Genomic DNA, 20,760 nt, shown 5'->3' with positions numbered 1-20,760 from the left:
AGAGAGGCAACGGGCATCTCGTTAAGAATCACTATACGCCGCAGGGCAAGAAAGCACTTGCGTAGCTGGCTTAAAAACAGCTCATGATTTTACTGAGAACCACCTGCTGCCAAAAATCAGTGCGGGCTGCGACCCAGCGTCCACTTCAGCCATCCCCAGCCAAGGAGTCCAGACAGCAGCGAACCGGTCAAAATCGCCATTTTTGAAAGATTGATTGCCTCGTCCATGCCAGCAAAAGCCAGGTTGGTAATAAAAATGGACATGGTAAAACCGATACCACCCAACATGCCAGCGCCCAGAATGTGCGCCCAGCGCAAAGGCGGATGTAACTTGCACAGCCCGAAAACCACTGAAAGCCACACTGCCAGCATAATGCCCACCGGCTTTCCCACAATCAAGCCAGCCATAATGCCCAGGCTGTTGCTGTGCGTAAACACCGATTGCACACTGTCCGCTGCCAAATGAACACCGGTATTGGCAAAGGCAAAAACCGGCAGAATGAAGAACGCAACGGGCAAGTGCAAGGCATGTTCCAGCCGTTGCGAAAGCGAATCCTCGTCTTCGGCCAGCTGCTGAAAGGGAATGGCAAACGCCAGCGCGATCCCCGCCAGCGTCGCATGCACGCCTGATTTGAGGGTCAGCCACCACATAAAGGCCCCGCCGAGCAGGTATGGCAGCATAGACAGCACGCGCAAGCGATTGAGCGCAAACAGCAAGGCAAGCACAGTGAGCGCGGCCAGCAAGTGCGGCAGCGAGATTGAGGCGGTGTAAAACACGGCGATCATGATGGCTGCGCCAAGATCGTCAATGACGGCAAAAGCGACTAAAAAGACTTTCAAAGGCGCCGGCACACGGTTGCCTAAAATGGAGAGCACACCCAGGGCAAATGCAATATCGGTGGCCATCGGGATACCAACGCCGGACTGGTAAGCCGTGCCATGATTCATCTGCCAAAAGATCAAGGCAGGGGCAATCATACCGCCCAGGGCGGCAATCGTCGGTAACAGCGCGTTGTTGACGCTGGAAAGCTCGCCTACATATAACTCGCGCTTGAGCTCCAAGCCAATTAGCAGGAAGAACACGGCCATCAAACCATCATTCACCCACTCTTCCAGGCTGAGCCCCAAGCCGTGCAGATGCCAGAACGCATGATAGTGGCTGGCAAACACACTATTGGCGATCAGCAGTGCCAGCACGGTAGCCAGCATCAGCAAGACACTGCTGGCCTGCTCCGAGTCTAAAAAGCGTTGAAAGGTTTTGGTGATCAGTAACATAATTCAATAACCCTAATTGGACTTGGCCGTCAGCTGCGGCGAGCTATTCGCCAATGGCAAAGCCGATGCCAAACATGTTTTGTGCCTGGTTGTAGTCCAGGAGCGAGACGCCATAGCCACTGGCCAGCATGGCATAAAACTTCACGCTCTCGTTTTTAAACGGCTTGTATTGCACATCGGTGCGGATATAGCCCTTGTTGTCACTGCGCATGTTGTTACGCAAGGTCACGCTGGCGGCCAGGGTGTGGGGTTCATTATCCCAGTGCAAGGTCACATCGCCATAGCCCATATACTTGCTGATATCCGGGTTGTCATCGTCTGACTTGTTCTCGGGGATGCGCCACCATGGCCTGACCAGCAGGCTATATTGTTCATTCAATTGCCAGCCCCCTTGCAGGTAGAAGCGGTTCCAGCTGCGCGACAACGGTTGTGAGCGGCCATTCGACTCATGCACCAGGCCCAGATTGAGCATATTAGGCATGGCGGTCCACAGCCCTCCCTCTGCTGGCTTGTTGAGCCCCAGCGACAAAATCAGCTCGGGCGAATAGTTATGATCGCGCATGGGCCGAGATTGTGCCTCGTTGTAAACCTGCCAGAACGATTGCTGGGTATAAGCGCCCCATAAGCGCGCGCTCTGCACCCACTGATTTTTGGGCAGCCAGTCTGACATATTCATCAGCTGGGTTTTCAGGCTGATCTGAAAATGCAGGTCGTTGTGTCCGAGGTCACGGTTTTGCGTGTTGGGGCGTGACGGCGAAACCGGGACCTCGTTAGGGTTGCTCGAATAGCTGGTGACAATGTAATTGAGCTGGTGCGTTTCAAGGTCGGTAAAATGCAACTCATCCTGGCTATTCAAATGCCATTTGCGTGACAGGTAGCCGGTGTCAGCACTCACGCTTTTGACCAGTGCTTCCTGGCTGGGGGCCAAGATAGGCGCCACCACATGGCTGGGCGCGAATTGCTCGGCCACTTTATCAAAGCACACCAGTCGCCGGCCAGCATCGTCTGCAAACTCGGTTTGGCAAGTACGCAAAGCGGATTGCATGTCGTTCACCAGGGCTGCCTGTGCTTGACCTGCCAGCAGCAGGCCACTCACCAGTAGCGCATTCAACAGCCGCTCATGTCGCCACTGGCTGCGCAGTCTGCGAAAAAATAGCATATGGATTCCCTTCTATTGCGCCCAACTTAAGGGGCTGGATTCATCATGACGAGATGTTGTTGCTCGATGGCCGCCAGCACCTCTGCGCTCAGGTGGACCTGATAAGCCGCCACATTTTCTTGTAACTGTGCCAGGCTGGTCGCGCCGATAATGGTGGTGCCAACAAACCAGCGGTGATAGACAAAACTCAAGGCCAGCTGTACCGGCGTCAGGCCATGGCTACGGGCCAACTCGGCATAGGCTTTGGCCGCCGCCGGCACCGCGGGCTTTTTATAGCGCTTGGCATAGCCCTCAAACAAAGTCACGCGGCCGGGCGTGGCCGGATCATCGACATACTTGGCCGTGAGGTGCCCAAAGGCCAAGGGCGAGTAGGCCGCCAGCGTGACCCCTTCCCGGTAAAGCACTTCGGTCATGCCAAACTCCATACCGCGGTTCATGAGGTTATAACAGTTTTGCAGCACGGCAATGCGCGGCAAGCCCTGCTCGCGCGCAATACGCAAAAACTCCATCAACCCCCAGGGTTGCTCGTTACTGAGGCCGATTGCACGGATTTTGCCTTCCTTCACCAACTCATCCAGCACTTCAAGCTGGGTCTGGATAGGTACCCAGTTGATCGCCTGACCTTCTGCATCCAGTTCCGCATGCGGGTCAAATTGATATTGGCCAAACATGGGCACATTGCGCTCGGGCCAGTGCAGATAGAGGACATCCAGGTAATCGGTTTGCAAGCGCTGCAAACTGTCATGCACCGCCTGGCGGATATTGGCACGGTCCATACCACTCGGGCCACCGCGGATCCAATGCATGCCGCGGCGGGGTCCGGCCACCTTGCTAGCCAGCACAAACCGGTCGCGAGACTGCTTCTTGATCCAGTGCCCCAGCATGGTTTCGGTACGCGTCACCGTTTCTGCACGGGGCGGCACCGGGTACATTTCTGCCGTATCAATAAAATTAATGCCATTTGCCAGCGCATAATCCAGCTGGTGTTCTGCATCCTGTTGGGTGTTCTGGTCACCATAAGTCATGGTGCCCAAGGTGATTCTGGAGACGCGAATACCGCTGTCTCCCAGCGTAATTTGATCCATCAATGTAATACCTGTTTTTCTACCGGGATGTCCATTACGATACTCGAAACGGACTGAGGTTCCTTGGCTGGCGCGGATGGCAGTGTCCAGCCTGCCTCTTTGCTGGCCAACAGCAACATGCGGCTGATCGCCAGCACCAGCTCATGGTTCACATTGATATTCACGTTAATGCCATTGGCGCACACCAGTTGCACATGATTAAGTTGGTCGTTGACCGAGACAAAACGCGTTTCCACCGCCAGCAGGGTTTGCTCGGTGACCACACTTTTGGGCGCCTGATAGGCCGTCTCAAAGTCAAGATCATCCAGGGCCTCTACTGCTTCCGCCTCTTGTACAAACTGCTGGGTGGCTTCCGGCAGGCTTTGCTCAGACAAGGGCAGCGGACCAGACACCGGCAAATGCGCCTCCTGATTAAATACCTTGAAAATCTGCCTTGCCACGCGGTAGGTAATCCAGACCTGGATTTCCTGCTCGTCACTCACCGCCGCACGCATGAGCAGGCGGTCTTGATGCTGGTCATAAGAAAGATTGATTTGCTGTATGGATTGCGGTTGCATGCGGATTTAACCTATCACGGGACAGGTATTAGCATACCGTGTTGACCCGCAACTGCCTACCTCTAAGCATGCAGAGTTTACCCTAGCGGCATTTAATGACATGAATCTGACGGCTTTTCATCACAAACAAGCCTCTCCAACAACGATAAATTATCGAGATAACATTTACTAAACAAAATAAAAAAGGTTAAGCTTATCACCAAATCTATTAAGATTAATTAGCGTATGATTGCTTTTAGAACCAACTTACCAAGCGTGTGACCAACTTAATGTCTGCTTTGATGGAGTACCGTTCACTTGTTAAACCATAATAAAGAGCTAGAACGTCTGGCGGCAGTTGAAAGCTATCATATCCTTGACACTGCGCCCGAAGCTGATTTTGATCAGTTAGTCGCCCTGGCCTCGACCTTCTTCTCAACACCAATTGCAAGCGTGACAGTGATGGCAGAGGACCGCTTATGGTTCAAATCTGCCAAAGGACTAGATCTCTGCGAAGCCCCGCGTGAGGATGTCTTTTGCCAACTGACGGTGGAACAAAAAACACGGCTGGTGATTGAAGACACACTGCAGGATGCATTGTTCAAGAATAATCCGCTTGTCATTCAGGCGCCGTATATTCGTGCCTATGCCGGAATACCGCTGATTAATGATCAAGGCTATGCCATCGGCACTTTTTGCGTGATGGACCATGTACCTCGCCACTTTAGCGAGGCCGAACTCACTTTGTTGACCATCCTGGCGAACCAGGCCATGAAACTGATGGAGTTGCGCAGAGAGATCGTTCAGCGTACGGAACTGAGCAAGCAGTTACAAGTATTTTATGAACAGCAAGCCAAAAGTCAGGAGCTGTGGAAACAAGCCATGGATGCCGTCGGCGATGGGGTGTGGGATTATGACCTCATCACTGGGCATTACTTTTTTGGCCCCAACTGGCGCAAAATGCTGGGCTACCAAAGTGAGCCGCTGCTCCCGCAACTAGAGACACTACGTGCGTTGATTCACGAAGAAGATCAGGAACGCTTCACAAACTCTCTCAATGCCTACCTCTATGGCCAACAGCCGGGGTACAAAATCGAATATCGGATTCGCTGCAAAAATGGCGATTACAAATGGGTACTCTCTCGCGGCATGGTGGTGGAACGCACCGCCGAAGACACCCCCAAGCGCATGATAGGCACGCATACCGATATCTCGCAATCTAAACTGCTTGAACAATCCATCTGGCAGCAGGCACACACCGATAACCTGACCGGTCTGCCCAACCGCCGATTGTTTCTGGATCGCTTACAACAGGCCATTTACAGCAGTCAGCGTGAACAGAAAAAATTTGCGCTGTTTTTTATGGATCTGGATGGTTTCAAAGCAGTGAATGACCTCCATGGCCACCTGGCAGGCGACCAGCTACTGATTGAGATTGCCAGTCGTATCCAGAAAATGTCGCGACAAGCGGATACCTTCGCCCGTTTCGCCGGGGATGAGTTCGCCATTCTAGCGATCAATATCAGCAATAGCGAAGACATGCTGTTGCACGCCAACAAAATCCTGCAAGTGGTGAAAGAACCCATCCCGCTCAATGGCTATGCTGCGTCTGTCTCCATCAGTATCGGTATCGCCATCTTCCCTGATCACGGTTGCACAGTCGATACGTTGATTCGTCACGCAGATCAGGCCATGTACGAAGCCAAGGAGTCCGGCAAAAATACCTGCGTTGTGTACCATCCGCACCGTCAATAGCCCCGCTCAGTTGTTTTAAAGATACACTCCGTTACAAAACCAAGCCCGCTCATCGGGAGAGTTTTGCAAGTCCTTCTGTCAGAATTGTTATGTACATAACGTTTTCTGGAGGGCTTATGCTACCGCTCACATCCACACTCAAAAAGATGATTTACCTTAGCCTGGGCATCTGCTGCGCCCTCGCTAGCCAACTCGCATACGCACATCCACCTGGCCGCGGCTGGCATGGCGGCGTTGGTCTGTATTTTGGCGCCCCTTACCCGTTTTTTCCTTATGCCTACGCACCCTACGCCTACCCTTACCCCTATGTGTACAGTCCACCGCCCGTGGTGATTACCCAGCCGCAGTCACAGGTGTATATCGAGCAGGACAGTAACAATGCCACAAATGCAGCCCCAGGCAACAGCACAGCGCCAGCCACCAGCGCCAGCAACAATAATGCCTACTGGTATTACTGCGAGGCTGCTAACGGCTATTACCCCTATGTTAAAGAGTGTCCCGCCGGCTGGAAACAAGTCACACCCACGCCGCCAACAAACACACCAGCCAAATAGGAGACTGTCATGCATCTCAATAGGCACATGACCTTGCTACTTATGCTGAGCCTGACTGCCTGCGCGACTAACCCCACAGGCCCCAGCAGCATGGCCCTGCCAGGTACCGGCAAAGACTTCAACGCCTTCAGGGCAGATGACCTGTCTTGCCGGGATTTTGCACTGACGCAAATTGGCGGCAAGACCGTTAACCAGCAATATAACGCCAGTCTCGCTACCACGACCGCTGTAGGTACTGCCATAGGGGCAGCCATTGGCGCTGCAACTGGTGGCGGCGAAGGCGCAGCGATTGGTGCTGGCATGGGTGCGCTGTCTGGTGGAGCCATCGGCGCCAATACAGCGACCGTCAGTGGCATGAACGCCCAAGACAAATACGACAATGCCTACTATCAATGCATGTATGCGGCTGGACATAAAATCCCGGTGCCTGCCAGCATGGCAAGGACCTATTCACAAGGCAGCCAGCGCGCCTCATCAGCAAGTGTTCCAACCTATTATCCACCGCCCCCACCTCCTCCTCCGGGCTATCAACGTTAGTCCAGCCATCAGGCAGTGGCGTGCTGCCTGATGCGCCTCATTCCCTTGCCAGACCGCGCCCGAGAGAGGCAGGCCGAAAGCGCCTTTGTATTAGCACTGAAAACAGTGCTAATACAAGTAGCCAGTATCGCAAACTTAGTCCGGCAATCCTGGTCGTAGAAACATGCGAATCATCAAAAAAATTTTAATCCTCACCCTCGCTTTTTCACTCATGAGTTGTAGCCTGGTCAAGACCGCCTACAACAACGCACCTGCACTCATCGCATGGCGGCTGGATGATTATTTTGATTTTAGTGCAGCGCAAAAAGCCAAACTCAAACCCGTCCTGCGGGACTTGCATGCCTGGCATCGTAAAAATGAGTTACCGCGGTATGTGTCATTACTGGATGAAATACATAATGACCTCAGCCATGATGTGAGCGCACAAACGGCCTGCCAGCGCATTGAATCCATCAAATCAAATGTGCAGATGCTTCAAACAAAAATCATCCCTATCATCGTCGAAGTCGCCGACACGCTGAGTGAAAAACAACTACAGCATTTCGAGAAAAAACTGGAAAAACGTAACCAGGAATGGAAAGAGGAATGGTGGCAGGAAACGTTAGAAGAACAGCGAGAAGTGAGGTTAGAGAAATCCCAGGATTTTGCTGAGAAAGTCTATGGCGATTTAAACGAAAAACAAATAACCCTTTTAAAACAGGCCATTGCCAAGAGTGACATTGATCCCGCCATCATCTACGCCGAGATTTTGCGGCGCGACGAAGATACGCTCTCTATCCTCAAGGCATTACGCAATCCAGCCTCGTCAAACGAAGAGAAATCGCAACTGGTCCGCGCAGGCTTTGAACGTATGCAAAACAGCCCGAATCCGGCTTACCAGGCTTATATTGATAAGCTTACACAGCAAACCTGTGAAACCATCGCGAGCCTACATGCCAGTACAACCGCCAAACAACGCCATCATGCGCAGCAATGGGTGGATGATTACAAGACACAATTTACACAGTTGCAAATCCAATGATCTTGAAGCGATTGACTTGACACTTAAAAGTCATGTCGATGGGGTCAGGGTAAAAGTGAGATTTCTTTACTTTTTACTCTGGCCCAAGTATCCCATCCATTTTCCCCACCGTCGCAATCTCTCTAAACGAGTGAGGATTTTTATGGAGTAGTTGACTGATGTCATTCAAAACCAGATGTTAGCCTCTCTCAAGCTAAGATTAAAAGTCATAGCGAATATTTAGCCACGCTGCTCTGGGCGCTCCAGGGGCCAAGAATGTAGATGCTAACCAGTCATTACTATTGTAATTGAACCCACCAGGCCCTATTGCACCATTGATTGAGGGAGAAAAAGGATTGATCCCTAATCTACCAGCCGTGTAGTAATCTCTGTCAAAAAGATTATTAATCAATAACGTAGCTGAAAGTTGATCGCTAAACTTATAAGTGGAACTAAAGTTAAACACCGCGTAGCCTGGGATCATGCCAGGATAACGATAATTAGGGCGTACAGCTCTGGGTGTACCACAACTGCTGTTGCCATAAGCGATTCCGTCAATCACCGTAGGAACGCCTCCCTGATTTGCCTGACATCCATACTCCACGCTGGGCGCCCCTGCACGATGTTTGTTGTTTTCGTTGCCTCTGAGGTAACTCTCCGAGTGCATGACAGCAGTAAGCCCAACTGTCCATTTGGGCGTGATGTCGTATGTCACAGTCGCATTCAAGTTATGTAATGGAATGCCTGGAATGCGATTACCAGGTTTAACGGCAATATTCTGATAGCCGTTGCTTACAAATGTACCAGTCGCCCTGAATCCCTGTATCACGTTCCCCGCACTGCTATTGTTTGGGCTGGCCATTTGAAAGTGGTCCTGAAACGTAGCGTCGGTCAGTGAGTAATTGAGTTTAAAGCCAGTGTTACCCCACTTGCCTTGCAAACCCATTTCCAAACCCCGACGGCGGGTATCTCCAATATTCTGGAAAAAACTACGCTCGGGTCTATACGCTACAAAATAGATGTCATCGGTCAATTCGGTCTGGTAAATGCTGGCATTCCATTGAATATCTGGCGTCAGATATCCGCGCGCACCAACCTCAAATGTTTCAGACCGTACCTGTTTTAAATAAGGGTCGCCAGACAATGTAGTAGGCAAACTACAGAAACGGTTTTCTATCAGTGATCGCGGGCCGTAGGTTGGATTGCCTTGCAAATCTACGCCAACACGTACGGGTGTATCGTCGTAAGCGCAGCCCAACTCAATCACAGTAGGCGTTCTGGCGCCCTTGCTCCAGTTTGCATATAGATTTAAATTTTCATTCGCTTGCCAGGTTGCCCCTAAAGAAGGATTGAATGAGTAATAGCTGAATTTTTCAGTTTCCCCCGGGCCAATCGCGCCAGCATTCTGCGCCAGCTCAAATGAAAAAGGGCGGTATCCAGTTGCACACTCGTCCGTTTCATACTCAATTGTCCCATTGCCATTGAGATCATGACAAACCACCAGGGGATCATAAAAGTTCTTGAATTGAGTTGCACCAGCCAATCCCAAAATATTGCTGATGGCCAATTCGTTTTTTACTTTCGTCTGGTTATAACGTCCCGAAGCACTAAATGCCCATTCTTTCGTCGGCGTCCAGGTCTCACTGAAGTAAATACTTTTGGTGATGCTGGTACCCCCGAAGTCATTTAAACCTAACTTTTGTGTGGAGGCTGCAAATTCATAACCCACTTTATTGGGGTCAAGAATGACTTTTCTGTTGTTATCAAAAACGCCTAACAACTGACCACTGTTGTAATCGGCACTGGCTGAATCCATAGACATGCCTATCATGAATTTATGCTTATCCGTGTTCCAGTTAAACTGAAGCGAGCCACCATCGGTAAGCTGGTTAATTTCAGTTTCTGTCACCAAAGCCACGGGAGTCCCCTCCACGTAACCTTTGTTGCAATCAGGGAACCATTGTAGGACGACTGCTTCGCAGTCGGCTCCGTTTCGCATGTATGGAATGCCTGAGACTGGGTCTCTCACTAACAACCCTAATGGAGAGCCTAAACCTTTGCTGACCCCTGAGAAACTTGTCAGGATAAAGTTACCATTGGCGTCCAAATTCTTATCTAGCACCAAAAATGAGCCACTGCCGGTAAAGCCACCTGCATCTACAAAAATGGCCCCTTGGTCAGAAAAGCTAAAACTCAGCCCTCTCTCACTCAGTTTGGCTTCCAACTCTTGTTGGTTCAATGATCCTGGTACAGCTTTAGCGATCTCAAGAGCTGCCTCGTAGAACTCTTGACTGTAGATAGGCTGTGCTGACAGCTGCTCATTAAAAGTCCAATTAGGCACTGTACTAGTTGATCCATCAGGATTGGTTACCGTGACGGTAGACTGTGTGATATTCGGATTGGTAAATACATAAGCGGTATTGGCTTGAGTACCAATCGCTGGACGGCTGGCATCATAAGCTGGATTGATGCTGACAGGGCTGTCAAAAATTGGATTACCATCCTGATCTGTGCCAGTTTGCGTGATAGGCCCATAAATATATTGTGCATCCCCATCTGCATCTGCTGCCATCTGTACCGTATTACCAAATGGGTCCACCACATCAACGGTTGCAATATTGTTAATGCTTGTCCTGGAAAGGTCCAAATCTGGCAGGCCATCATTATTCAAATCTTGTGCAAAATAACCAGGCTTTTCACCGGGGTTAGGTCTGCGCGTCGCACTACCGCCAAAGTCTTGGTTAACATCACCAGTACTGGAGAAACGTCGACTTTTACGGTGATAAACTTGGGCTGTGATGTTAAACGTATCTGAAACATCCCAAAGCGCATTAAGCTGAAATTGCTGCAAGCGATTACTGGTTTGGTCAGGACTGGTGAAAATACTAGACCTATCCTTCTCAACCATTTCTGTAGGTAGTAACCCATTCCCAGTCAGCTTATTACTCGCCAGCAACATATTCAAGCCCAGTTGCAACGACTCGCCACGCCACTCCAGTTTACTGAATACCTGATTCACTTTACTTGGTGAATTATCGCGCCAGCCATCCTCTTTGAACAAATTAGCGGCAACAAACCCAGCGACCACGCCATTATTGCCACCCACCGAACCTTGAAATTGGTTGCGTTTAAAAGAACCGCCTAGATATTCAATCGATCCCTCTTTTGAGTCAAACCCACTTTTGGTCTTCATGCTCAATGCACCGCCTAAAGTCCCTAAGCCAAATAAAGGATTTGAACCTGGAAATATATCCAAACTACCCAGCGCATTCAGAGGAATCATGTCCCAGTTGACCACATCACCAAAAGGTTCATTAACCCGAATACCATCCAGAAAAACTGATAGTCCTTGAGCGGTACCTAGTTGCGGTGAAGCAGTAAAGCCACGATAGGTCACATCCATCTGAAACGGATTGCCCTGATAATCATTGACATTGACTGATTGCAGTTTGGTGTTCAACAAATCAGCAATACTTACCGCATGAGCCTCTTTAATTTCTTTAGCTGTCAGTGACTGGATATTCCCCGGCATTTCTTCTTTAGTGAGTGCCAGCCCTTTCATTGGGCCTACCTCATACATGCGTTGCGCTCTGACGGGAATCGCATCTAACTTTAGAGTGTCTGCACTAGTGGTTATTGCTTTCTTTTCAATCAATAAATGCTCATCCATTACTCGCCCTTGCAAACCGCTACCATCCAGTAACCTTTTGATGGCTTCTTTGCGCGTCATACGGCCTTTGACTGCTGGGGCTTTTTTGTCGACGATGAGGGCGCTATCTACCGTGAGCGATAGGTTGGACTGTATGGCGAACTGCCGTAACGATGCCGCGAGCGGTTGTGCGGGTAAATCGAGGTTGAGCGGCAAGGCAAAACTTTCATCTTGCTCGACGGGCAGTTGGGTGTTGAGTTCTGCGTGGCTGGCAAAGGGCAACGCGGCCGCGATGAGCGCGGCGATAATGGCGGCTGTGATTTTATGATTTTGCATAGTGCATCCGTCAGTTACAGGGGTTGATAGAGAGGTAACTGACGAGCAGGCAAAATGCCTGATATGCGGGATTAAAAATACTTGTAAAGATTATTTAGGTGCGATGACTAGTGCATCCTCTTTGGGTTTGACGCTGACGGGCACCGATTGCGGCAAGGTGCTGATAAAACGCTCCAGCTCACTGATTTTGAGCACGGCATTCACTTTGGGCGTCTCTGCTGCAAACGCCGCATGCACTGGCGGGTTGCGGTAGCGTGATAGCGTATCGGCGACTTCAAACATATCGGCACGGTCAAACACGATACGGCCACTGATAAAGCTGAAGCTGTCTGCCGCCTGGCGATTGACTTTGTGCGGCGTGCTATTTGGCTCGATCTCGGCCACTTCACCGTTGTGCAGAATCAAAGTAGGGGCGCTGCCATCACTGCGCCCGACTTGCACGCGGCCATGATCCACACTGATGCGCACTTTTTTGCTGAGCTGATTGACGGCAAAGCGTGTGCCTAATACGGTGACTTTGGCTTGCGGGGTTTCGACAACAAATGGACGTTCAGCATCTTTGGTCACCTCGAAGATGGCTTCACCACGGCTGAGTTTGATCAGGCGCTGATGGCGATAGTAGACAATTTCCATGGTCGTGTTGGCATTCGCGGTGATCACCGAGCCGTCAGCCAGGGTTTGTTTGGAGAGCTGTGCCACACTGGTGGTGTGCACCTGCGTCGACAAAGGCAGCGCCTGCCACTGCACATATTGGCTGCGACCGAAAAAGCCCAAGCCTACGCATAGCAGCATGAGTGCCAGGCCTGAGCCCAGCTTGCTGAGTTTTTTGCGGCGCGCGCTTTGTTCAAAGTATTGCTTTTGCGACATGGCACTAGACAGCGCCTTGAGCCGCTCGGTCGAGCTAAAGTCTTCCATGGTGGATTCCACCATCTGGTAAGCGGCCTGATGCCTGCGGTCCGTCATCAACCACACTTCAAATGTCGTGCGCTCAGGCGCATCTGGGGCGGCCTCTCGCATGCGCATATACCAGCGCACGGCAGCCTGTCTGATCGCCTCGTCGTGCTTGTGCATCACATTTCAACCAACATGAGCTCACGCGCACTGGTGAGGTCCAGAATCGCACGCATCACATGGCGCTCGACCATGTTTTTGCTGATGCCAAGATTGGCAGCAATTTCAGGTTGGGTATACCCTTCAACGCGATACATCCAAAACACCTGGCGGCAGCGCGGTGGCAACTGCTCAAGAATCTGCTGAATCATCTCCAGCCGCTGTTTGATGTCGTTGAGATGTTCCACCGACAAGGCTGGCGCTTCCAGCCACTCGCGGTTAAGCCCCACCTCGGCTTCAAGCGAAATAAAACGCTGCTGGTGGTGATAGCTATCCACGATGAGGTTTTTGGCGATGCTACGCATGTAAGCATGCGGCTCTTGGTCTTTGTTGAGGCTGGTGGAGACGGTATAGCGGATAAATGCATCGTGCAGAATATCTTTGGCCACATGCGGGCAAGCCACCTTAAAGCGGATATAACCGAGCAAGTCGGTATACGCCCACTGCAGATTAATGCCGCACCAATGCATTGTTTTTTCCATGCAAGGATTTCGCAAAATTTGTGCCATGCTATTTGAGCGTTAAAAATGGCCGATTTGGGCCTAATCTCACAAAATAGAGTGATTTCAGCCACCACTTTGGCTATAAACAACCAAACACTGGCTTATGCGCTACGTTTGTTTAACCGCATACCACCGATCAATAACAAGCCACAAGCAAACAGCCATGAGGCAGGTGGGGCGGGCACTGCAGCCACACTATCAGGCGTATAAATAACCCAATCGATGGTGAATGAAACATAGTCATCTTTAGAAATATAGCCTTTGAGTGTACCCGTCTCACCATAAAGCACCTCATATGAGCCATCCGGTAAGTCTTTCAGGTCCTGCAAGTTGAAAGTACCTATGATGGGTAAAGGATCCGCGTACGGGTCAACGGGGACCGTGGGATCATATAAATTCAGACTAAAGTCAAAAGTCCCGGAGACGGTCGGATGCCCGCCACTTCTGGTGTAGCTACCAAACACGATATATAAAGCGTTTTCGGGATCAGACACCAGCTTTAACGCCTCATAGTTAAGTGAGAGTGTATTTCCTGCATTACTAAAACTCGTGGCATCGACGTAATAATCCGCAGCCATCATGTTATTCATCGCCAAATAACCAGCATAACTTTGCTGGTAGGTTTCAACCTTTGCCTGTGCTTGCAGACTCCCAAGCAATGTACACAGCAATAATCCCTGTTTGATGATTTTTATCATATTGAATCCTTATTTGATTATTGTTTGAGACCGCTTAAAACACAGCGTGACTAGGCCGAGTAAAAACAACCAGGCCATCTGCGGCTCTGGCACTGGGATGAAAATGTCAGGGGTTCGGATCTGCCAGTGAATGTTTAAAGTCATATCCCTCTGACCTGTGGAGTTCTCTCCACCACTTGCATAGGCCCCTGCCTCTCCAAATGCCAATGCATATTTGTAAGTGCCCGTGTTGGGCAACGTTGAATCTCGGTCCTGATCAAAAAAACCCGAGAGTGATACTTCCTGATTATTTGAAGATAAATAATCAGGAAGGGACAAGTAAAAAAGAAAATTCCCAGAAAATGCACCTAAAGCATCCGTCCTCGTAAATATCCCAGCAAGAGAATTTAAGGGAGCGTCTGATACCACCTGATAGTACAAGGTCAATGTCGCATCCTTACTCAACAGCGTAGTCACCTCGTCATAAAAACCAAACTCCGAGCTTTTAACCGAAGGCAAAGTCCCCTTAAAAACCTCTTCAAATGTTTGTAGCTTGGCTTGGGCATGCGGGCTGATCAATAGCGCCATCACCAGCAACGTTGTTTTAATTGTGTTTGATATCACTATGCTTCTCCCAAAGCTTATGTTTATTTCATTAAACGGTCACCAGCGCTACCACGATTGATCACCACTGACGCCGCTCAGTATTCTCTTAAAAAAAGACCCTGTACCCACCGGAGGAAAGTGGCAGGTACAGGGGTTGGAGAGCAGACATACCTGTTAGCGAAAGTGAGGGATAAACTTTCTGAGCATGCCTGACTTCATGAAACCGCGCGTTATTCCAGCTTGAAAGAGACCGGTATTGTTATTTTGAAGCTCTTCTTTTTCAGGCTGTCTTTGACACCGAGTTGCGCAATGGCCTTTTTCACCATGCGCATGGCTTCTTCATCGAGGGGGACATGTTTACTGCTATCAGCAACCGTCACATTGACCAACTCACCGCGCACAAACTGCGCGACCACCGTGGCCTCGCCTTCGAGGTGACGGCGGATGGCAATAGCCGGATATTGTTTGCTTTTATTCACCAGTGAGCGCAGTTGTTCGCCATAATCCCCCCAGGCATCGCTATCACTCGCACTGAGCTCATCAGACTCGGTTGATGCAGGAGCGGTGGTGACAGCGGCAGCGCTGGGCTTGGCATCTTTAGCGGTGTTTTCATTGCTTGAGTTTGTCGCATGCGGCGCACTCTCGGCCGTATTGCTGGGCGCAGGCGGCGCCGGGCTTGGCTCAACCTTGGCGGGCGGCTGTACAGGCTGCTCTTGCACACGGTAATCTGCGTCATGGCTGTTGGGCGCTGCCAATACCGGCTTGGGTGTCTCTACAGGCGTCACAGGCTTTACCATCGGCTTGGGTTCAGCCTTGGGTGGCTCAGCAGGTTTGGGCGTCTCCACGGTTGGTGACATCTGTTGCACAGCTGGGGCTGGCGCTTTGGTCGAAAAAAACTCAATTTCCATGCGCTCGGGGATGGCAGGCAACTGAATCTTGCTCAATGTTGGATACAGCAACACCACGACCAGATGCAACCCCAGCGACAGCACAACGGCCCGCCAAAGCAGTGAGTCATGCTGAGCTTGAGGATAAATCAGGGTGGTCATGGCGCGTTACTTTCGTGACTCAGGCGACATCACAAAACTGAACTTGCTGATACCCGCGCGCTGAATCGCGGCCAGCACTTTGGCCACCACGCCATACTGCGCATGCTCATCGGCATAAATCTCCACCGCCGGGTCATGCTTCTGCTTGAGTACGCCCAGCTCTTTGGTCAAGGTGTCTAGCGGCATGTTTTGCTGGTCCAGAAACACCTCCCCGGCATCGGTCACGCTAATGTGGGCGGTTTTAGGCACAGTCACCGCCACCTCGGCACTGGCCTGCGGCAATTTGACCTTCACCGCGTTCATCAGCAATGGCGCCGTCACAATAAACACCGTCAGCAACACCAGCATCACATCGACCAGCGGCGTCACATTGATTTCGCTGACCAAATCTTCGCTCTCACCATCACTAAACATCGCCATGGCATTAACCCTCTACGCCAGATTGTGTCAGCAAGGACTGAAAACGGCTCGCCACTTGCTCCATATCGGCCCTGTGCACTTTTTGCTTGCGCATAAAATAGTTGTAGGCCAACACCGCAGGCACCGCCGTCGCAATGCCAATTGCCGTCGCAATCAACGCCTCACCAATCGGCCCGGCCACCACATCCAACCCGGCAGAGCCCGTCGCTGTGATCGTCTTGAGCGCATTCATAATGCCCCACACCGTGCCAAACAAGCCGATAAACGGGGCAGTAGAGCCAATGCTCGCCAACACCGCCACGCCGCCATCCATGCGCTTTTGCTCCAGATAAGCCTGTTGCTTGAGCGAGAGCAAAATCACCTCCTGGCGCTCGTTGCGGCGCAACACCGAATTCGCCATCACCTCATTCATCGCCCGCATCCCCGCATCACACAAACGTGCAAAGCTGCTGTTACTGTGCGAAATAATGCGCGGCAACTCATAAATGGTTTTCACCTGCTGCCACTCAGACAAAAAACTGTTGGACTCACTGCGCAACTTGAACCACACCCAGCTTTTGACGATGATGATGGACCACACCAGCACCGAGAGCGCACCCAGCAAATACAACACGAGATCAACAATATCAGGCACCAAATCCACAGCTCGCTCCAAAAATAGACTTATCAATAAAAACTGCTCAAATGCAAATTACCGGATCAAGGCCAAGCGCAACCAAAAATTACTACCGCAAAAACCAATCGGGAAAATTCCATGCACACAACGGGAATTTTTCACATTTACACCCTCTTACTTGTTTAATCGCTGGCGACGCAAAAAGCCTGACGTCGTTAACATAACTTTACCTAAAGGCCGTTAAATCTATTAAGTTGAGGGGTTAATCGGGGACGAAATGCCAGTTGAGACTAAACCAAACACCACGAGGCGCTCCCGGAGAAATGAAGTTTGTGCTTAGCCAGTCATTAGAATTATGGTTGTAGCCATCAGGGCCAATTGCGCCATTTATACTTGGTGAAAAAGGATTACGCCCTAAGCGACCAGCAGTGAAATACTCCCTGTCAAAAAGATTGTTTACAATCATGGTCGCCGTCCACTCTTTACTGAGCTTATAGCTGGTTTGAAAATTGAATACGGCAAAACCGGGGACAGTTCCTGGGTTACTTGTTGGACGTAACAATGCGTTACCTGCCGCACCCATCCCCCGATCTTGAATCACCCCTACTTTATGCTCGTTGTTTTCATTGCCACGAACATAACTATCAGAATGGGCAACCGCAGATAAACCAACTGTCCATCTATTACTGACTGCATAGTTAACACTTGCATTAAGGTTATGTAGAGATACACCAGGAATACGACTACCGGGTTTCACATCAATGGCTTGTCCGTAACCATCATTCTTATCTGTAGAGCTGCTATTGTCAGGGCTAATCATACGAAAGCTGTCTTCAAACGTAGCATCTGTCAGCGCATAATTCACGTTGAAGCTCCATTTGTCTTTTTGACCGGCAAGCCCCATTTCAATGCCACGACGCCTTGTGTCGCCAATCGTATTAAAAAAGCCTCGCCCATTACCTACGGCAACAAAATAGATGTCATCTCGAAGATCAGTCTGAAACGCGCCAAGATTCCAGCGCACACCTTCACCCCAGTTACCTCTTAATCCTAAGTCATAACTAGTTGATCGAATTTGTGGCAAGAAAGGATCACCGGAAAGCGCCGTTGGCAATGTACATTGTCGATTTTCGGCCAGACTTTTAGGGATGCTTCTACCAGCGACCAGAACTGGCGTATTATCAAAAGCACAGCCTAACTCAATCACACTGGGCACCCGAGTGCCCTGCGCTACATTTGCAAATATATTTATCTGGTCAGTCGCCTGCCAGGTCGCACCGAGTGAAGGGTTAAAAGAGTAAAAGCTAAATTTCTCTGTTTCTGCGGGATCAAGTGCATTAAAGAGATTTATAGGGCGATAATAGGTAGGTGGTTTGTTAGTTGTGCAATCACCATCACATACACCGACTCTATCTGGATAACCGATTAAATCGGTAATTTCATAGGTACTGTATCCGTATCTTGCTGCAATCTTATTTTTTGTGAAGGTTTGGTTATAGCGTCCAGAGACATTAAAGTGCAATGTCTCAACAGGCGTCCAGGTTTCACTGAAATAAATACTCTGCGTTGTATTAGTGCCACTAAAGTTATTATTAGGAATCTGTTGATAGGCTCCAATAAATTGTGGGTGTGCTTGCGCTGGGTCAATATATGCATTTCTTTCCGCATCAAAGAATCCAAGTTGCGTGTAATTGCTGTAATCAGCGCTCGCGCTATCAATTGAAGCGCCAACCATAAATTTGTGATGTTCTAAATTCCAGTTGAGTTGGATTGATCCACCATCGACTATTTGATTAATGGTATTGTCATTAATAATGGCGGTTGGTGTACCCTCAACAACACCAGGCCTATTACCATTTGCACCATCAATAGGCTCAAACGGGTATGCATCTTCAGCAGCCTTTGCTGCAGCACATTTATCATTGTTGGTTGGGGCTAGCAAAACAACATTAAACCTATAAAGGGTGTCTACGCCATTCACATTCACATACTTGTAAAAATAAACATCATCCAAATTAGGATAGTAAACAGTGTCCCCTGAGCCAAGTGGCTGAAAATCACCTATCAAGCTACTCCCAATATAATAACTTGGTAAGGGTTGACCGTTGCCGTCCGTTATTTGATTGCTATTACTGTCGAGAAAAGCCGGACCTGAATATCTAGGCGTAGGTTGATTTTGGTTATAAAGTATTCTTTCCTCTTTATTTTTCCAGAAATCAAAAGTGTCTCGCAGCGCCTGAGCCATATCCTCGGGAATACCAGTGTTTTTAAGATTGGCAAACTGAGCTGCGTCCACCGTATATAAGCCGGTATTTCCAACATTATCTGAAAGGTTTTGATAAAAATCAGTGGATGTAATGTCTGTTGAACCATTCGAAGGATCGGCTGGACTAGGTATAACATACATATCTGGAATGCCCTTCTGCGACCCCGTACTTGCTAGCAAGCATGTAAACTCTTCACCAGCAGCAGGAGTTCTTTTCCCCCGGAAGTTATCGTTCCACTCCCTAACCACGTCCGAGCCCACTTGGTGACGTTTACTATTTCTGCGATAAACCTGACCTGTGACTGTAAATGTGTCATTCACAAAGTAACTGCCAGACAATTGAAACTGTGCTAATTGATTTTTGGTTTTATCAGGAGAGGTAAAAACACTATTCCGGTCTTGCTCATACATTTGTGACGGTAATAATCCATTTCCTACCAAGTCTGTTTGCACTAGCAAAGTGCTTAAATTAAGGTCGACTTTATCTCCGCGGAAGCTAGCCTTAGTAAATAACTGATTTACCTTACTAGGTGAGTTTTGTCGCCACCCATCCTCGAGAAAAAAGTTGCCCGCTGCGAAAAGCCCTACTGTTCCATTATTCCATCCACCCTCAGCTTGCAATTGTTTACGTCCAAATGAACCGGTCAGAACATCTGCATCAACACCAGCATGATTGAATCCATCCTTGGTTTTAAGAGTAAAAGCGCCACCTAATGTATTCAATCCGAAGATGGGATTAGAACCTGGAAATACATCGAGATTTGCAATAGCGTTCATGGGTATCATGTCCCAGTTCACCACATCGCCAAATGGCTCATTGACCCGTATCCCATCAAAAAAGACGCTTAAGCCTTGTGGTGTACCAATCTGAGGACCTGCCGTGAAACCGCGGTATTGCACATCCATCTGAAATGGATTGCCTTGATAGTCATTGACTGTGACTGACTGTAACTTGCGACTCATGAGATCCGCCAGACTCAAGGAGTGGGCTTCCTTAATTTCCTTGGCGGAAATACTTTGTACGTTGCCAGGAATTTCTTCTTTGGTGAGACCTAAACCAGGTAAGGGGCCTACTTCGTAAAAGCGTTTAGCCCGAACCTCAATGCCTTCCAGCTTGAGTGCTTTATCTTCTTTTTCTGGTGCACCTGGGATGGGTTTGGCTTTTGGTGCAGCGCGGCGGAGTTGGTAGCGGCCGGATTTGTCTTGCACGACTTCTAGGCCGCTGTCTTTGAGCAAAGCCTCAAAGCCTTCTTGCACGCCGTATTGGCCTTTAAGCGCGGGGCTGCGTTTGCCTTGGGTGAGGATAGGGTCAAAGCCGAGCAGGATGCCGGATTCGGCGGCGTAGTCGGGCAAGGTGTCGCTTAAGTCTCCGGCCGGGATTTGATAGCTCTTTTTAGGCAGGCTGACATTGAGTGTTTCTGCCTGTGCCTGCCAGGCAGAGAGCGCCAGGCTCAGGCCTAGCGCTAGCCAATGGGGTGTTGTGTATCCTGATAGGGTTTTATTTTTCATGTGGGTAAGCACTTTCTGCATACGCATAATCTGTGTGATTACTGCTATGCCGAACGAGAAATAAAAACCGGAAGATAAAATTGCGTTTTTTTAAAAAAATCTGCAAAGATCGCTTGAGA

The 20,760-nt window shown here is 49.7% G+C and carries 17 protein-coding genes; 4 read left to right on the top strand and 13 right to left on the bottom strand.

All coding sequences use genetic code 11. The annotated features are described in order from the left end of the window. Positions 1-116 precede the first annotated feature (116 nt). Genes nhaA through ACFQ1T_RS06640 form a run of 4 tightly spaced genes read right to left on the bottom strand, consistent with a single transcriptional unit; the run spans position 117 to position 4,075 of the window. Positions 117-1,274, bottom strand: coding sequence for a Na+/H+ antiporter NhaA (nhaA, locus tag ACFQ1T_RS06655; RefSeq protein WP_379075078.1), 1,158 nt, complete (start codon positions 1,272-1,274; stop codon positions 117-119). Positions 1,275-1,317: 43 nt separating this feature from the next. Further along, the gene (locus tag ACFQ1T_RS06650; RefSeq protein ID WP_194748508.1) at positions 1,318-2,433 is read right to left on the bottom strand and encodes a phospholipase A; all 1,116 of its coding nucleotides are present in this window, start codon (positions 2,431-2,433) and stop codon (positions 1,318-1,320) included. 26 nt (positions 2,434-2,459) lie between these two features. Beyond that, entirely contained in the window at positions 2,460-3,518 is a 1,059-nt protein-coding gene (locus ACFQ1T_RS06645; RefSeq protein WP_379075074.1) for an aldo/keto reductase, read from the bottom strand. Further along, a complete protein-coding gene (locus tag ACFQ1T_RS06640; RefSeq protein WP_194748510.1) occupies positions 3,518-4,075 on the bottom strand; it encodes a hypothetical protein in 558 nt (185 codons plus the stop codon). The genes ACFQ1T_RS06645 and ACFQ1T_RS06640 overlap by 1 nt, the downstream gene beginning before the upstream one ends. 297 nt (positions 4,076-4,372) lie before the next feature. Between ACFQ1T_RS06640 and ACFQ1T_RS06635 the strand changes: the two genes are divergently transcribed. The 4 genes from ACFQ1T_RS06635 to ACFQ1T_RS06620 all read left to right on the top strand — a co-directional run bounded on the left by ACFQ1T_RS06635 (position 4,373) and on the right by ACFQ1T_RS06620 (position 7,921). After that, complete coding sequence (locus ACFQ1T_RS06635; protein ID WP_379075071.1) at positions 4,373-5,809, top strand: sensor domain-containing diguanylate cyclase; 1,437 nt, start codon at positions 4,373-4,375, stop codon at positions 5,807-5,809. A gap of 116 nt (positions 5,810-5,925) precedes the next feature. Then, on the top strand, positions 5,926-6,363 hold the full coding sequence (locus ACFQ1T_RS06630; RefSeq protein WP_379075068.1) for a hypothetical protein: 438 nt from the start codon (positions 5,926-5,928) through the stop codon (positions 6,361-6,363). 9 nt (positions 6,364-6,372) lie between these two features. Further along, positions 6,373-6,900, top strand: coding sequence for a YMGG-like glycine zipper-containing protein (locus ACFQ1T_RS06625; protein ID WP_275356129.1), 528 nt, complete (start codon positions 6,373-6,375; stop codon positions 6,898-6,900). 163 nt (positions 6,901-7,063) lie between these two features. Then, on the top strand, positions 7,064-7,921 hold the full coding sequence (locus ACFQ1T_RS06620) for a DUF6279 family lipoprotein (RefSeq protein ID WP_379075065.1): 858 nt from the start codon (positions 7,064-7,066) through the stop codon (positions 7,919-7,921). Between the two features lie 199 nt (positions 7,922-8,120). Here the strand turns inward: ACFQ1T_RS06620 and ACFQ1T_RS06615 are convergent, their stop codons facing one another. The 9 genes from ACFQ1T_RS06615 to ACFQ1T_RS06575 form a co-directional block, all read right to left on the bottom strand. Beyond that, positions 8,121-11,885: a TonB-dependent receptor domain-containing protein gene (locus tag ACFQ1T_RS06615; RefSeq protein ID WP_379075063.1), complete on the bottom strand. Its 3,765-nt coding sequence runs from the start codon at positions 11,883-11,885 to the stop codon at positions 8,121-8,123. 90 nt (positions 11,886-11,975) lie between these two features. Continuing rightward, positions 11,976-12,956: a FecR family protein gene (locus tag ACFQ1T_RS06610; protein ID WP_379075060.1), complete on the bottom strand. Its 981-nt coding sequence runs from the start codon at positions 12,954-12,956 to the stop codon at positions 11,976-11,978. Further along, on the bottom strand, positions 12,956-13,477 hold the full coding sequence (locus tag ACFQ1T_RS06605; RefSeq protein ID WP_379075057.1) for an RNA polymerase sigma factor: 522 nt from the start codon (positions 13,475-13,477) through the stop codon (positions 12,956-12,958). The genes ACFQ1T_RS06610 and ACFQ1T_RS06605 overlap by 1 nt, the downstream gene beginning before the upstream one ends. A gap of 122 nt (positions 13,478-13,599) precedes the next feature. Next, positions 13,600-14,196 carry a hypothetical protein gene (locus ACFQ1T_RS06600; RefSeq protein ID WP_379075054.1) on the bottom strand — a complete coding sequence of 199 codons (597 nt, stop codon included), beginning with the start codon at positions 14,194-14,196 and terminating at the stop codon, positions 13,600-13,602. Positions 14,197-14,205: 9 nt separating this feature from the next. Next, a complete protein-coding gene (locus tag ACFQ1T_RS06595) occupies positions 14,206-14,799 on the bottom strand; it encodes a hypothetical protein (protein ID WP_379075051.1) in 594 nt (197 codons plus the stop codon). A gap of 212 nt (positions 14,800-15,011) precedes the next feature. After that, positions 15,012-15,830: an energy transducer TonB gene (locus tag ACFQ1T_RS06590; protein WP_379075048.1), complete on the bottom strand. Its 819-nt coding sequence runs from the start codon at positions 15,828-15,830 to the stop codon at positions 15,012-15,014. A 6-nt stretch (positions 15,831-15,836) separates the two neighbouring features. Next, on the bottom strand, positions 15,837-16,250 hold the full coding sequence (locus ACFQ1T_RS06585; RefSeq protein ID WP_194748521.1) for an ExbD/TolR family protein: 414 nt from the start codon (positions 16,248-16,250) through the stop codon (positions 15,837-15,839). Positions 16,251-16,254: 4 nt separating this feature from the next. Then, positions 16,255-16,893, bottom strand: a complete 639-nt coding sequence (locus ACFQ1T_RS06580) for a MotA/TolQ/ExbB proton channel family protein (protein WP_313986782.1) — start codon at positions 16,891-16,893, stop codon at positions 16,255-16,257. Positions 16,894-17,128: 235 nt separating this feature from the next. Continuing rightward, complete coding sequence (locus tag ACFQ1T_RS06575) at positions 17,129-20,641, bottom strand: TonB-dependent receptor domain-containing protein (protein ID WP_379075044.1); 3,513 nt, start codon at positions 20,639-20,641, stop codon at positions 17,129-17,131. Between the last annotated feature and the right edge of the window lie 119 nt (positions 20,642-20,760).

The organism is Methylophilus glucosoxydans (assembly GCF_042676145.1).
In the GTDB taxonomy this organism is placed as follows: domain Bacteria; phylum Pseudomonadota; class Gammaproteobacteria; order Burkholderiales; family Methylophilaceae; genus Methylophilus; species Methylophilus glucosoxydans.
Note: the sequence above shows the minus strand (reverse complement) of the source record. Positions and strands in the feature narration are given on the sequence as shown.